Origin of the sequence: Alcaligenes sp. EGD-AK7, from assembly GCF_000465875.3 — a bacterium.
In the GTDB taxonomy this organism is placed as follows: domain Bacteria; phylum Pseudomonadota; class Gammaproteobacteria; order Burkholderiales; family Burkholderiaceae_B; genus Alcaligenes; species Alcaligenes phenolicus.
In genome coordinates, this window is sequence record NZ_AVOG02000023.1 from 397,673 (window position 1) to 413,018 (window position 15,346).

Below are 15,346 nucleotides of genomic sequence, written 5' to 3' on the forward strand. Positions count from 1 at the left end.
TTATTTATGTAATAGTTCTCATTACCATGATGAAATCTATTCCTGTTGAACAAATTTGGCCTGACGCTTTTGCCCAGCGATACCGCGATGCTGGACACTGGCAAGGGGAAACGTTTGGCGCTTTGCTGCGCACGCGCGCGCAAAACCACCCGGAACGCGAAGCCATTGTTGGCGGCACCCAGCGCTGGACCTATGGCGCGCTGGACCAGTACGCCAGTCAGATCGCGGCGGGCCTGCTGCAAGCCGGTCTGCGCAAGGGCGACCGCGTCCTGGTGCACCTGCCCAACATCCCTGAGTTTGTCAGTGTGATCTTTGGTCTGTTCCGTGCCGGTCTTTTGCCCGTGTACGTCCTGCCTGCGCACCGCATCACCGAAGTCGAACACTTTGCCAATACTGCTCAAGCGCGCGCCTATATTGGTGTGGACGCTCATGCCGGTTTTGACTACCTGCCTTTGGTGCGCGAACTGCGCGAACGCTGCCCACAGGTCGAGCAGGTTTACATCGTGGGCGACGCACAAGAATTTACGTCCCTGGCCCAGTTGCAAAGCAGCGCTGCCAATGTAGACGTACCCGTATCGGCGGCCCAGCCTTCCGAAGTGGCGTTCCTGCAAATCTCGGGGGGCAGCACCGGCTTGTCCAAGCTGATCCCCCGCACGCACGACGACTACATCTACACCTTGCGCGAGAGCGCCAAGATTGCCGGACTGGACGAGAACAGTGTGTTTCTGGGCGCTTTGCCCATTGCCCACAACTTCCCCATGAGTTCACCCGGTTTTCTGGGTGCACTGTACGCCGGAGCCAAAGTGGTGCTGAGCCCCGCCCCCAGCCCGGACGTTTGCTTTGAGCTGATCGAGCGCGAAGGCGTAACCGACACCAGTCTGGTCCCCCCGCTGCTGATGCTGTGGATGGATGCAGCCACCAAGACCGATGCCAAGCTGGATTCATTGAAAGTAATCCAGGTGGGCGGAGCCAAGTTGAACGCCGAAGCGGCCAAGCGTGTACGTCCTACTCTGGGCGTGACCTTGCAGCAGGTGTTCGGCATGGCCGAAGGTCTGGTGAACTACACCCGCCTGGACGATCCCGAGGACACCATCATCAACACACAGGGCCGTCCCATCAGCCCGGACGATGAAATCCTGATCGTGGACGACAACGGCAATCCGGTCGCCCCTGGGGAAACCGGCTATCTGCTGACACGGGGTCCTTACACGATCCGTGCCTACCACAACAACCCCGCGGCCAATGCCCGCTCCTTTACCGAGGACGGCTTCTATCGCACAGGCGACGTGGTACGCATGACGCCCGAAGGCTACTTGATGGTTCAGGGTCGTGCCACTGACCACATCAACCGCGCTGGCGAAAAAATCTCCGCCGAGGAAATTGAAGATCATCTGCTGGCTCACCCGCAGGTCTTTGATGCTGCCGTGGTATCGGTGCCCGACGAGTTTCTGGGCGAGCGCAGCTGCGCTTTCATCATCCCCAAAGATGACAAGCCCCGCGCGATTGAACTGAAGAAATGGATACGCAGCCGCGGTCTGGCCGACTTCAAAGTGCCGGATCAAATCGTGTTTGTGGACCGTTTCATGGAAACTGCGGCCCTGAAGATCAGCCGCAAGGAATTGCGCGCCCAACTGCGCGAACAACTCGAAAACACAACGCAAGAATAATCATGAGTACTGCACTTACCCTGGAACGCATGCGCGCAGATATTGCCGCCATGTTGCATGAAGACCCCCAGGACATTCTGGATGATGACAATCTGATCGACCTGGGTCTGGACTCCATGCGCGTCATGACCCTGGCCACCCGCTGGCGCGAAGCTGGCGCTCCTATCGAGTTTTCCGAGATGGCCTCGGTGGTCACCTTGGGCCAGTGGTGGTCCCTGATCGAACGCGCCCAACAAAACGGCCGTTGATTTTCTTACTGCAACACGCTTATGTTTAGCTCCCCTTCCGAACTGCCATTGCGCCCCCTGACCGAAGCACAAGAAGGTCTGTGGTACGCCCAGCGTTTGGACCCGCTCAACCCGATTTTCAATACCGGGCACTGCACGCATATCCATTCGGCGCTGGACACCGCGCTGTTTGCGCAAGCCATCAATCTGACGCTGACCGAAGCCGATGCCTTGACCTTGCGCATGGTGGACACGCCCAACGGCCCGGCCCAGTACCTGCGCCCGCAAGAGCCCATTCAACTGGAAATTGTGGACCTGTCTGCCCACGCAGACGGGGCCGAACAAGCCCAAGCCCAGCTGATGGCAGACCTGCGCACACCGCTGGACCCAACCGTTGCGCCACTGGCACGACACATCCTGTTTGTACTGGGGCCCAAGCACCATCTTTGGTATCAGCGTATCCATCATCTGGCCGCTGACGGCTATGGCATGGCACTGATCGAGACGCGAGTGGTCAAGCTCTACAAGGCCCTGCTAAGTGGCCGTGAAGATCATGGGCATGCGCTGGAATCGTTCACCCTTTTGCAGGATGACGATCAAAGCTATCGGAATAGCGAGCGCCGCAGCAAGGACAGACAGTTCTGGCTGGACACATTAAGCGATGCAGAACCCGCCCAAAGCCTGAGCGAATCCCAGGCTTTGAGCGATCATCATTTCCTGCTGGCACGCAGCGCCGTCAAGCCCGAACTGACAGCCAGCCTGCAAGCATTGGCACAACGCAGCGACATCAGCTGGCCAGACATTCTGACGGGCCTGACCGCCGCCTATGTGCGCCGTCACACCCGCCAGGACGAATGCACGGTGGGCGTGCCCTGGATGGGCCGTCTGGGCCATATCAGTGCCCGTATCGTCTCCACCGTCATGAACGTGGCTCCGCTGCGTTTGCAGATCGACGAATCCCAGCCCTTGAATCAGTACCTGATCCAAGTTTCCAAGGCTCTGCGTCAGGCACGTCGTCATGGCCGCTACCGTAGTGAACAACTGCGCCGTGATCTGGGTTTGCTAGGTGGCATGCGTCGCCTGCACGGCCCCATCATCAACGTGCTGCCGTTCGATGCACCCTACGAACAAGCGGGCCTGACCGCCAGCCAGACCGTGCTGTGCGCTGGCCCCGTGGAAGACTTGAACTTCACCTTCCGCGCCCAACCCGATGCCAGTGGCTTGCGTCTGGAAGTGGAAGCCAACCCGCGTCTGTACACCGACGCACAGATTCAAACCCATCTGGTCCGTCTGGAGCAGTTCCTGCTGCGCGCTTTGCAGGCTGAAACCCTGTCTGCCGTGCCGACCTTGACGGATGCCGAACACCACCACTGGATTGAGACCGTCAACCAGACCGCTCACCCGGTTCCTGAAACAACGCTGTGGGCACTGATCCACGCCCAGTTGCAGGCTCACCCGGAACAAAGTGGCCTGGAATTTGAGGGCAAGAAGCTCAGCTACGCCCAGATCAACGAACAAACCGCCAATCTGGCCGCGCAACTGCGTCTGGCCGGTGTGCAGACCGGCGACATCGTTGCCGTGGCCCTGCCTCGTTCGCTGGAGCTGGTGCTGTCCTTGCTGGCTATTCACCGTGCTGGTGCTGCCTACTTGCCGCTGGATCTGGACCAGCCTGCCGATCGCCTGAACACCATCTTGCAGGCCGCTCAACCGCGACTGCTGGTCGGCCAGCCCGGTTGCACGCTCAATGCCTCTTTGCTGGTCCCGCAGCCTGAACAAACCTGCACTGCGCCAGACTGGGCCACCGCCGGTCCGCACGATCCTTCCTACCTGATCTACACCTCCGGCTCTACCGGCACCCCCAAAGGCGTGCTGGTCAACCACGACGCCATCGTCAATCGTCTGGTATGGATGCAAACGCACTACAGCATTGGTGCCGGTGATCGAATTTTGCAGAAAACCCCGGCCACGTTTGACGTGTCGGTGTGGGAGTTCTTCCTGCCCTTCCTGTCAGGTGCAACCTTGGTCGTCGCCCCACCACAAGCGCACCGCGATCCGGCTCATATTGCCCGCCTGATGCGCGAACAAAGCATCACAGTGCTGCACTTTGTGCCCTCCATGCTCAGCGCCTTCCTGGATGAGCCTGCCGCTCGTGGACTGGCTCCGCGCCTGGTGTTTTGCAGTGGTGAAGAACTGTCGGCCGCTACCCGCGACCGCTTCCATTCTCTGCTGAACGCCGAGCTGCACAATCTGTACGGCCCAACCGAAGCTGCCGTGGACGTGTCCTACTGGCCTGCGTCGCGGGATGACCAATCCCAGCCTGTGCCCATCGGTTTCCCCGTATGGAACACCGCCCTGTACATTCTGGACGAGCAGTTACAACCTGTACCGCCCGGCGTGGCCGGTCATCTTTACCTGGCTGGCCGACAGTTGGCACAAGGCTACTGGGGCCGCCCGGACCTGACTGAAGAACGCTTTGTGCCCGACCCTTACGCCCTGCATGGCGACCGCATGTACGCCACCGGCGATGTGGCCCGCTGGCGTGAAGATGGCGCGGTTATTTTCCTGGGCCGCTCCGATCACCAGATCAAACTGCGCGGTCAACGTATCGAGCTGGGTGAAATTGAAGCCTTGCTGGCGCGTCATCCCGATGTGGCCCACGTAGCCGTGATTGCCCGTGAAGACATACCCGGTCAAATGGCGATTGTGGCTTACTGGGTACCGCAAGCAGGCAGCCAGTGCACGGACAACACGCTGGCCGCTTATGTAGGCGAGCACTTGCCGTCCTACATGGTGCCCAGCGCCTGGATCAGCCTGGATGCCCTGCCGGTGACAGCCAACGGCAAGCTGGACCGCAAGGCGCTGCCCGTTCCTGCCTTGCAGGCCCGCTCGGCAGGCTTGCCGCTGGACGGTGCCACTCAGCACCAAATTGCCGCTGCTTTCGCCACCGTACTGGAAAGCAGCGAAACGTTTTACGCCGACGACGACTTCTTCGCCTTGGGCGGACACTCGCTGCTGGCTGCCAAACTGGCCTTGATACTGCGTGAAGCACGCGGTCAGGCCGTATCAATTGGCACTATTTTTGAATACCCCACTATTGCCCGTCTGGCCAAACATCTGGATCAGTCTGGCAGCGCGGCAGCCGATGGTTTTGGTGCCGTCATCACCTTGCGTCCGGGGCCGAACGATCAGCCCGCGCTGTTTGTGGTTCACCCGGCCGGTGGTTTGTCCTGGTGCTATGCGGCACTGGCACGTCACCTGCCTGCCGGCCGCGCTGTTTATGGCTTGCAAGCCAGTGTGCTGTCTGACGCCTCGCTAGGTCTGGATGGCAGCCTGGATGCCATGGCCAAGGTGTATGTGGATCGTATCGAGCAAGTTCAAGCACAAGGCCCCTACCATCTGGCAGGCTGGTCCGTGGGCGGCATTATTGCTCAGGCCATGGCCGTGGAGCTGCGTCGTCGCGGTCAACTGGTAGGCATGTTGTCCTTGCTGGACGCCTATCCCAGCGACGCGTGGCGTAACGAACCGGCCCCCGAGCCCAATGCCATCTACAAGGCGCTGCTGCATATTGCGGGCCACGACCCAGACAGCTTGCCCGACGTTTCCCTGACCCGTCAGGGTGTGGTGGACTTCCTCAAGCGCAGCGGTCACCCGCTGGCCGAGTTGCCCGACACGCGTCTGGACAGCGTATTTCAGGTAGTGGAAAACAATAACCGCCTGGTGCGCCTGTACGAGCATCACGTCTATGACGGCCCCATGCTTTATTTCCGCGCAGCGCTGGATCACGCCGGCACACAATTGCATCCCGATTTGTGGAAGCCCTACACAGGGCAGTTGGATGTGCACGACATTGCCTCCTTGCACGCGCATTTGACCGGTACTGAAGCCGTGGCCATCATGGCCCCGCTGATGGACTCGGCCATGGCTTTTGCCGAACAGGCACAAGCCCAACCTGAACTCGATGTATAAGCCATGTCTGTAAGACGTTTCTTTCTGGATATCTCGCCACTAATCGAAAGTCGAGCATTCCGCTTTGCCTACTTCGCTCGGGCCGCCACGGTGCTGGTCACCGGCATGTTGATGGTGGCTGCCAGCGTGCAGCTTTATGAGCTGACCAAATCCAGTGTGGCCGTTGCTTTCCTGAACGTATCCATGGCCACCCCCATGGTACTGGCACTGATTGCCGGCGGTGTCTTGTCGGACCGCATGGACAGGCGCAGCCTGATGGTCTGGTCGCGCAGTGTCTACATCATCAGCGTGGTGCTGTTCCTGCTCAATACGCTGCTGCCCAACCCGCAGGTCTGGTTGATCTATGTGGCCGCTGCCATTGGTGGTGCGGCAGGCGGGATCAGCGTCCCGGCCATGATGTCCGCTACCCCGACACTGGTCGGTCGAGACAAGCTGGCCGCTGCGGCCGCCCTGTCCGGTCTGGCCATGCAGTTGGGCGGTATTATCGGCCCCGCCTTGGCAGGCGTACTGATCTCCGGTCCTGGTCTGATTTTCTGTTACGTGATTGTCCTGTGCGGTGTCATCGTCACCCCTTTACTCTTGCGTGCTCTGCCGCCCTTGCCTCCGCAAGCGGGCAAGCAGCCCCAGAAAAACGCCTTCCAATCCCTGCGTGATGGCCTTGGTTTTGTGGCCAGCCACCCCTTGCTGCGCGCCCTGTTGCTGATTGATCTGGCTGCCCTGATTCTGGCCACTCCCTTGGCCCTGATGCCCGAGTGGGGCGACACCATTCTGAAAATGGGTGCCACCGCCACCGGCTATCTCTACGCCGCTCCGGCCGTCGGTGCCACGCTAGCTGCCTTATCCAGCGGCTGGTGCCGCCAAGTGTCCCGTCCAGGTGCTGCCATTGTGATTGCCGTGCTGATCTGGGGCCTGGCGGTTGCGGCCCTGTCCCTGCAAACCACGCTGTGGTGGGCGCTGATCTGCCTGGCCATCATGGGTGCTGCCGACACCATCTCCAAAATCATGCGTATGGCGTTGGTTCAGCACCACACCCCCGATTACCTGTTGGGCCGTGTCTCCAGCTTGTGGATGACGCAATATTCCCTGGGCCAGGCCCTGGGCAATATGCAAATGGGTTATCTGTCCCGTCTGCTAGGCCCGGCAGTCGCCGTGGCCGTGGGTGGTTTGGCCTGTGCCGCTGTCGCTTGCGGTTTCGGCGTGTTTAACCAAGGCCTGCGTTCGGCCAGCAAACAGGATGGCCCGCCCAATGCCTGACATCTCGCTTTTGTTCTACCCACGCCTGCTGCACGCCTGTAGAAAGATCTCCTACATGGACCGTCTTGTCGACCGAACCTTTATTTAGGATTAAAAGATGCTAATCAATGTCAATTGCATTCGCCGTACCCCTGCCGCACTGCTGCGCAAGGCCGGCCTGAGCGCAGCCGTCCTGTCCCTGTCCCTGGCCAATGCCTTTGCGGCCCCCGCTTTTGACCAGCCTGATGCTGACTTTCGCGGTTCCCTGAATGCTGCTGGCGTGGTCTATGCAGGCTCCGAAGCCCAACTGGCTGGCCGTGGTTTCACCCCCGGCCAGGAAGTGATCCTGCTGCAAAACGGTCACACCCTGACCCCTCAAGCCCTGGTTGCCGACAAAGAAGGCAATCTGAGCACCAAGATCGCCATCCCCGCTGACGCCGCTGTGGGTGTGCACCCTGTCGTCATGCAAGTCAGCAAGCCCTCGACGGCCGATATCTTCAATCTGAAGGTGTCCCCAAAAGTTGAGCTGAGCGGTCAGGACAAATTCGAACTGCAATCCCAGCACCTGGTTCCCGGCTTGTACCAAAGCGCCTACAGCCCCAAGAACAAAGTGCTGTTCGTGACTTCCGCCGTGGGCCGCCCACCCGTCAAGCAGTCGCAATTGGTGAAAGTGAACCCCAAGACCCTGGCGGTTGAAGCCAGCGTGACACCTGCCGCCCAAAAAGGCCGTGACGATGGTCAGGTTCAAGCCGTTTACGGTGTGGACGTGGACGACAAGCAAGGCAATGTCTGGGTCACCAACACCCGCAGCAGCTCCATTGCTGTCTACAGCCAGAAAGACCTGAAACTGGTCAAACAGTTTGAAGACGGCGTCGTCAGCCACCCACGCGACGTGGTTGTAGACGAGAAAACAGACCGTGCCTACGTGTCCTCGCCCGGCGCCAACACCATAGCTGTATTCGACACCAAGAAGCTGACTCAGCTGGACCCGATCGAACTGCAATCGAAAACCCGCAACAAACCCGGCACCATGAGCCTGGCACTGGATGCTGAAAAAGACCGTCTGTACACCGTCAGCGCCAGCACCAACGAGCTGATCATTGTTGACCTGAAAAACGACAATGCCCAAACCGTGTTCCCCGTACCTGGCGCACGTGGTCTGGCTGGTGTGTCGGTAGACAGCAAGAATGACCAGGTCTACGTCGCCGCCCAAGGCAGCGACAACCTGCTGATCATCAATGCCAAAGACGGCTCCGTGCAGCACGACATCAAGATCGGCGCTGGCGCTCTGAACGTGGTGTTCGATCCCGAGACATCCCTGGCTTACGTGGCCTCCCGCGGTGCGGGCACCGTGACGGCCGTGAATGGTAAGGGTGAAATCGTTGCCAACCTGGACGGTGGCAGCTTCCCCAACCACGTCTCCCTGGATGGCGAAGGCAATGCCTATCTGGTCAACAAATCCAAAGGTAAGGATGACCAGACGGCTGACCGCGTCACACGCCTGCATCTGAAGTAAACCGCCCGATGCGCCCCTTCCATGAAAAGGGGCGCCAAGGCAAAACCCTTGCCCCAAAAAGGACTCCTATGAATAGCCGTATAGCCGACCAAGTCCGCCATGCCACCATTGAAGAATGGTTAGGTCATTACCAGGCCGACAGCAGCGTATTTGCCTCTCCCACCGTCAGTTTGATGGCACACGGCACGGCACTGGAGCGGCATACCAGCAATGCCCAAGGGCAACTGCTCTCTGATGCCCAAACCTTGCTGGCGCAAGCCGCTCGGCAAGGTCTGGATGCCCCCCTGTTGATGGGAGTGATCCCCTTTAACCCGACTCGCCAGGCTTACCTGCGCGTTCCCAAAGAATATCAGCGCGATCCCGTCCTGCTGCGCCCGGTACAACGCCCGCCGTTGGCCAAATCCAGCAACAGCATTGCCAGCCAAAGCCTGCTGCCTGATGGCGAAGGCTACGAAGACAGCGTCAGCCGCATCCTGGCCACGATGCGCGAACAGAACATTTCCAAAACCGTGATGGCCCGCACTGTCACCATCACTTTGAACGAAGCCCTGGACCGTCAGACTGTGTTGAGCAATATGCTCCACAGCAATCCTGCCGGCTACACCTACGCCCTGCCCTTGCCGGGCGGCAAGGCTCAAGACCCGGATCTGTTTTTTGGGGCCAGCCCCGAGTTGCTGGTGCGTCGCCAGGGCGATCTGGTTACCGTCAACCCGCTGGCAGGCACCGCCCCTCGCTTTGCCGACCCACAGCGCGACCAGGCCAGCGCCGACAGCTTGATGGATTCCAGCAAAGACCTGCGCGAGCACGCCTACGTGATCCAGGACGTGGTGCGCATCCTGTCCCAGTTCTGCGACTCCCTGGACATGCCTGATGGCCCCAGCCTGACCAGCACCGCCAACCTGTGGCACCTGTCCACCCGTATCAGCGGCCGTTTGCGTGACCCGTCCGTCACCTCTTTGGAGCTGGCACTGGCCATGCACCCCACGCCGGCCGTTTGCGGCCTGCCCACCCAGCCCGCCATGCAGGCCATCGAAGCCACTGAAGTCTTTGATCGCGGCTACTTTGCAGGCGCCATAGGCTGGAACGACCACGAAGGCAACGGCGAATGGGCAGTCGCCATTCGTTGCGGCCATTACACCCAGCAAGAGCTGACCTTATCGGCTGGCGCCGGCATTGTGGACGGCTCCGTCCCTGCCCTGGAACGCCAGGAAACCGGCAATAAACTCATGACCCTGATTAACTCATTGGGTCTGGCCCAGAACATAACCCTCTAAAGGAGACACGATTCATGACCATTCACGCCTTGCCCAGCTACGAACTGCCTCAAACCCCCGTAGCCAACCGCGTCAATTGGCGCCCACAGCCCAATCGTGCCGCCCTGCTCATTCACGATATGCAGACCTACTTTCTGCAGAAATACGATATGAGCCAGGCTCCTATCCCCATGTTGATCGAACGCATTGCCGCCCTGCGCGAGGTTTGCCACAAGCTGGGAATACCCGTGTTCTACACCGCCCAGCCTACCGAGCAACCCGAGAAAGACCGCGCCTTGCTAAACGACTTCTGGGGCCCCGGCCTGACCGCCAGCGAATTTCATGAGCAACAAGCCGTGGTTCCCGAGCTGACACCGGCCGAAAACGACATCATGCTGACCAAGTGGCGCTACAGCGCCTTCCAGCGCTCCGACCTGCGTGAGCAACTGCGCAATCTGGGCCGCGATCAGCTGATCATCACCGGCGTTTACGCCCACATCGGCTGCATGACCACCGCCCTGGAAGCCTTCATGCAAGACGTGCAGCCCTTCCTGGCTATCGACGGCGTTGCCGACTTCTCGCTGGAAGAACACCACATGGCGATCCGCCACGTCTCGCAACGCTGCGGCGTCAGCCTGACCTGCGCCGAAATCCAGGACAGCCTGCAAAGCTAAACAGGAAGCACACATGAGCCCACAAGAATTTGCAGGTGAATGCATAGCCGTCACGGGCGCGGCCCGTGGCATTGGCGCTGCCGTCACCCAACTACTGCTGGAACGAGGCGCCAGCGTCATCGCCCTGGACCTGGACGTAGAAGGACTGACCCAACTGAGTCAATCCGAATACAGTGATCGGGTTTCCTGCCACCTGGTCGACATCAGCCAAGCCGATGCCGTCGATGCAGCGCTGGCCCAAGGGCAGGAAAAACTGGGGCCCATTCATCGTTTAGCCTGTGTCGCGGGCGTCCTGCAAATGGGCCGCATCACCGAGCTGAGCAACGAACAATGGGATCGCACCTTTGCCATCAACACCACCGGCGTCTTCAACGTCTGCCGCAACGTGGCCAAAGGCATGATCGAGCGCAGGCAAGGCGCGATCGTCAACGTCAGCTCCAACTCCGCCGCCACACCACGCATCGCTATGGGAGCCTACGCCGCCTCCAAAGCCGCCGTCACCCAACTGAGCCGCTGCCTGGGCCTGGAACTGGCCCCACACGGCATCCGGGTGAACATCATCTCCCCCGGCTCCACCGACACCCCCATGCAACAAGCCATGTGGGCACAAGGCAGCTCGCGCGAAACCGTCATCGCGGGTTCCGGCGAAAACTACCGTCTGGGCATCCCCCTGCAAAAAATCGCCACCCCCGAAGAAATCGCCGAAGCCGTCCTGTTCCTGCTCTCGGACCGCGCCAGCCACATCACCCTGTCCGACTTGCGCGTGGACGGCGGTGCCACACTGGACCAAGGCTAAACAGCCAGACGCAAAAAAGGGCGGAATCTCCGCCCTTTTTATTGCCCATCGGAACGAGGCCGGACAAAAGCATACGAACATCCCTACTAGTGACAGTGCCGATAAGGACTGACCACCTATTGCCAAGTCAAGGAAGAATACGAACGAACCGAAACATCGTAAATGCGGCTCAATGAAGACAGACTCAGTCAGGTCAAATCGGATCGAATCAGGTCAGGTCAGGTCAGGTCAGGTCAGGTCAGGTCAGGTCAGGTCAGGTCAGGTCAGCATCAGATTAGACCTGCTCAGTGCAGGTAGCCTCCTATCAGCTACCTCTTAATTCCGTCGAGTCTGTGAACTAGATCGAGCAGCTCCAGCGTGCCAACCGCCCCCGCCAACAACCGTTGAAAGCAGGCCCACTCAAGAGCACTGCCACCATGCTGCTCGGGTCGGGGCAGGCTCAGGCGGGGCGGATCAGAGTGCTTGCCGCGGGCCTGAGATTGCGTAGGGATGCAAGGGGCCTGCTGTTTGAGCCAGGCGCTTGTACTTGGTCCGGGGGACCAAGTACCTGGCGAGTTCAGGCCCCGCCCGTAGCAATCTTATGCCAAGGGAACTGGTGCGCAGCACCAGCAAGCGCTCAGCCCCGCCGGAGCCTGCCCCGACCCGAACAGCCCCCCGGTCCAGCCTCCTGAGCCTACTTTTTACCCTCGACCGGAGCCTCAACCTGCTCAATCCCGAACAAATGCTCCAAACCCAAGGCCAAAGCATCCCGCCACGCCACAAAATCATGTGCCGTCGCACTCTCCACGTAACGCACGTCATACCCCCGCGCCCGCAGCACATCATCCAGATGACGATTAGCCTGCACCAGGCTGACATCCCGGCTGGAGCCTGAAGACTCAAACACCCCGGCACTCATATAAATCTTCACTGGCACAGCTTCTGAGTCCGCCATCTGCCGCGTCAGCCACTGCCCACGAGTATCACCCGGCGGAGCCCACCAGAACGACCCCGACATGCTCAGAACATTGCCAAACAGTTGCGGCAAACGCCAAGCGGCATTCATGGCTGCCAAACCACCATAGCTGGAGCCGCCAATCGCCGTCTTGTCCGCTGTCGACTGCACCCCCTGGGCCTTGAGCCAAGGCATCAACTCCTTATCCAGAAACTTGATATAAGCCTCATTGGGCGGCAACTCCCGCGCCCGTTCCGCCATGCCCGGATTGTCCACCAGGACCAGCCACATAGGCTCCACGCGCCCCTGCGCAATCAAGGTATCCAGCATGGCCGGCGCACGCGCCAAATCCCGATAGTCCCGACCATCGAACAAAATCAAGGTGTGATCAATTTCCTGAGCCCGAGTGCCCGCAGGCTGATAAATCTGCACCTGCCGTTCCACACCCAAAGCCTCGCTGGGCAAGCGCTCCGTACGCCATTGCCCCTGCCCCAACTGCTGCGGCTCCAGGCTCACCACTTCGGCAGGTGCCTGCGTCAAACGCAAGACCGACTCACCATCAAACAGATCCTTGCTGTTTTCCGGCAAAGCCTTGGCATTATGAGGATCGCGCTGCAACGCCGCCCGCAGCACTTCGCGCGCCAGGTTCTGGCCCACATAAGGCACATCCGGCGCCATGCGATAGGCAAAGCGGGCATCACGCGGCAAATCGTAGGTGATGTACCAGATATCCGACTCACCCAAACGATGCATGCGATCGCTATACGAGAAAGGCCCGCCATGCAGACGCACCTCGTTCTGGGCACCGCGCCAGACAAACGTGACGCGATCATGCGTAGTGCTGTAGCGCTCCACCAAAGGCGAACCTACACGCTGCACATAGTCCCAGAAACCGCGAGACGGCTCGCCCGCGCGCAAGCGCATGCTCCACTGACGGATCACATCGCCTTGCAAAGGCTCGGCCTGAGCCGGCGCTTGGGGAGCCGTAACCGATTCAACCTGCCACTGATACTCGCCCTGCCCCTGCACACGCAAACGATATTCGCCCGCCGTGCTGGCAATAAAGCCAAAAGGGCCACCCCGTTCCGGGGCATCTGCCCAATGACGAATCGCCTTGCCATCCGGGCCGAACAATTCCAGCGCCACATCACCACTGTGCTGCCAACTGCCTTGCACCAGCTCATTTTGCTGCAAGCTCAGTATTCGTTCATGATGTTCGTGCGCCTGAACCTCACCTTGAGCCGAAGGCAGCGTAGCCGCCCAAGCCGACCCAACCATTCCCACCATCAATACAGCAACAACAGGTGCGCGCAACATACATCCTCCTAAATGCCGGTTTGCCGCAGGACAAGCCCAGTACCAAGAAGCAGTATACGATCAAAAATAATCAGCGCACCCCTCGGCTGGCTCGAGGCGGCGCCATTCATCACTCTAGACGGAAAGCCTGAATCAAACGATCCAGCTCTTGCACCTGCTCCTGCAACTCGCTGGAGGTGTGCGCCACCTGGTTCACCATCTCCGCGTTTTGCTGAGTGGCCGAATCCAACTGCCCCACCGCCACGTTGATTTGCTCGATACCAATGGTTTGCTCGCGAGTAGAAGCCGCAATCTCGTGAACAATCGTCATCACTTGCGAGCTGCCGGTGACCATCTCCTCAATGACCTCACCGACCTGCCCCATCAACTGCACGCCTTCGCGGGTGCTATTGGAGGACGCTTCCACCAATTGAGCAATCTCCTGGGCTGACGCCGTCGTGCGCTGCGCCAGAGCACGTACCTCACCGGCCACCACCGCAAAGCCTCGACCTTGCTCACCGGCTCGCGCCGCTTCCACAGCCGCGTTCAAGGCCAGAATATTGGTCTGAAAGGCAATCGAGTTAATCACCGTGGTAATGTCCGCCACCTTGCCACTGGTATCGCGAATCGCGCCCATGCGGTCCACCAGTTCACTGACCATCTGACCACCATGCTGGGCAGTTTTCTGCACCTGGCTGGAGACTTCCTCGGCACGCATGGCGTTTTCTTCGCTCATGCGAACGGTGCCCGTCATCTCTTCCATGGCCGATGCTGTTTCCTGCAAGGCCGCCGCCTGCTGAGTCGTGCGACTGGACAGCTCCAGATTGCCCACAGACAGTTGCGAGGTATCGTCCGCAATCACTCCACTGCTGTGTTGCAGCGTGCGCATCACCTCGTTCAACTTCAGGCGCATCTGCTCGATGGAGGCCATCACGCTATTGTCCGGAATCGAACGTAGGGAATGAGCAACCCGCAAATCCCCATCAGCAATCGCTTGAGCAGCATCATGCAGCACCTTAGGTTCAGCCCCCAGCTCGGCAAAGATCTGGCGCGCCAGAAACACAGTAACCGCTGATACCAGCAGCACGATCAGAACGAACACGAGTGACGAGCTGAGCAGATTGCTCAGGAAGCGCGCCTGAATATTGTCGATATAAACGCCCGAAATCAGCACCCAATCCCACTGCGTCACCCCTTTGCCAAAGGCCAGTTTGGGGGCATTGCTCTTGTCGCTAAGCTTGGGCCAGTGATACTCCAGAAAACCTTCGCCACCATTGCGGCCGATGCGGCTCATCTCGGCAAAAGGGTGCACGCCGTTGCTGTCGACCACGGCACTGACGTTCTGGCCGTCCAGCTCCGGTCGGCTGGGATTCATGATGGACACCACATCGGTCGATAACACCGACACATAACCTTCCTGCCCAAAACGAATACTAGCGATGCGTTGCAGCGCCTGCTTTTGCGCCTCTTCCTTGCTGAGAACGCCTTTGCTGACCAGTTGCTGATAGTCCTGCGTAATGTTTACTGCAATATTGACGATGTGCTGCAAACTACTTTTTCGCTCTTCCATCTGTGCCTGATAGAGCTGATAGTTCACAAACGCAAAAACCGCCACCAACGCCATCAAGCACAAGATCAATGGCAACCACAACTTCTGTTTCAAGCCCAAACGCATCATATTCCCCGAGCAACGCTGAAAAGACAGGTCCCAGGTACGCAAAAACCGACCGTGTCACCACGGTCGGCCTGCATGGAGGCCCCATCGAACAAGCTGGGTAACGGCC

At 59.6% G+C, this 15,346-nt stretch carries 10 protein-coding genes; 8 read left to right on the forward strand and 2 right to left on the reverse strand.

The window, feature by feature from the left end; genetic code table 11:
* The first annotated feature begins 26 nt into the window (after positions 1–26).
* The 8 genes from N879_RS12790 to N879_RS12825 all read left to right on the forward strand — a co-directional run bounded on the left by N879_RS12790 (position 27) and on the right by N879_RS12825 (position 11,332).
* Positions 27–1,667: a (2,3-dihydroxybenzoyl)adenylate synthase gene (locus tag N879_RS12790; RefSeq protein WP_009462862.1), complete on the forward strand. Its 1,641-nt coding sequence runs from the start codon at positions 27–29 to the stop codon at positions 1,665–1,667.
* Between the two features lie 2 nt (positions 1,668–1,669).
* Entirely contained in the window at positions 1,670–1,915 is a 246-nt protein-coding gene (locus N879_RS12795; protein WP_003804459.1) for a phosphopantetheine-binding protein, read from the forward strand.
* A gap of 21 nt (positions 1,916–1,936) precedes the next feature.
* Positions 1,937–5,860: a non-ribosomal peptide synthetase gene (locus tag N879_RS12800; protein WP_021447075.1), complete on the forward strand. Its 3,924-nt coding sequence runs from the start codon at positions 1,937–1,939 to the stop codon at positions 5,858–5,860.
* 3 nt (positions 5,861–5,863) lie between these two features.
* Positions 5,864–7,114, forward strand: a complete 1,251-nt coding sequence (gene entS / locus N879_RS12805) for an enterobactin transporter EntS (RefSeq protein ID WP_009458558.1) — start codon at positions 5,864–5,866, stop codon at positions 7,112–7,114.
* Between the two features lie 97 nt (positions 7,115–7,211).
* Entirely contained in the window at positions 7,212–8,609 is a 1,398-nt protein-coding gene (locus N879_RS12810) for a YncE family protein (RefSeq protein ID WP_021447076.1), read from the forward strand.
* 68 nt (positions 8,610–8,677) lie between these two features.
* Complete coding sequence (locus N879_RS12815) at positions 8,678–9,883, forward strand: isochorismate synthase (RefSeq protein ID WP_009458556.1); 1,206 nt, start codon at positions 8,678–8,680, stop codon at positions 9,881–9,883.
* Positions 9,884–9,897: 14 nt separating this feature from the next.
* Complete coding sequence (locus N879_RS12820; RefSeq protein WP_009458555.1) at positions 9,898–10,536, forward strand: isochorismatase family protein; 639 nt, start codon at positions 9,898–9,900, stop codon at positions 10,534–10,536.
* Positions 10,537–10,549: 13 nt separating this feature from the next.
* Positions 10,550–11,332 carry a 2,3-dihydro-2,3-dihydroxybenzoate dehydrogenase gene (locus N879_RS12825; protein WP_009458554.1) on the forward strand — a complete coding sequence of 261 codons (783 nt, stop codon included), beginning with the start codon at positions 10,550–10,552 and terminating at the stop codon, positions 11,330–11,332.
* A 673-nt stretch (positions 11,333–12,005) separates the two neighbouring features.
* Here the strand turns inward: N879_RS12825 and N879_RS12830 are convergent.
* Positions 12,006–13,583: an alpha/beta hydrolase-fold protein gene (locus N879_RS12830; protein ID WP_009458553.1), complete on the reverse strand. Its 1,578-nt coding sequence runs from the start codon at positions 13,581–13,583 to the stop codon at positions 12,006–12,008.
* Between the two features lie 109 nt (positions 13,584–13,692).
* Complete coding sequence (locus tag N879_RS12835; protein WP_009458552.1) at positions 13,693–15,282, reverse strand: methyl-accepting chemotaxis protein; 1,590 nt, start codon at positions 15,280–15,282, stop codon at positions 13,693–13,695.
* Between the last annotated feature and the right edge of the window lie 64 nt (positions 15,283–15,346).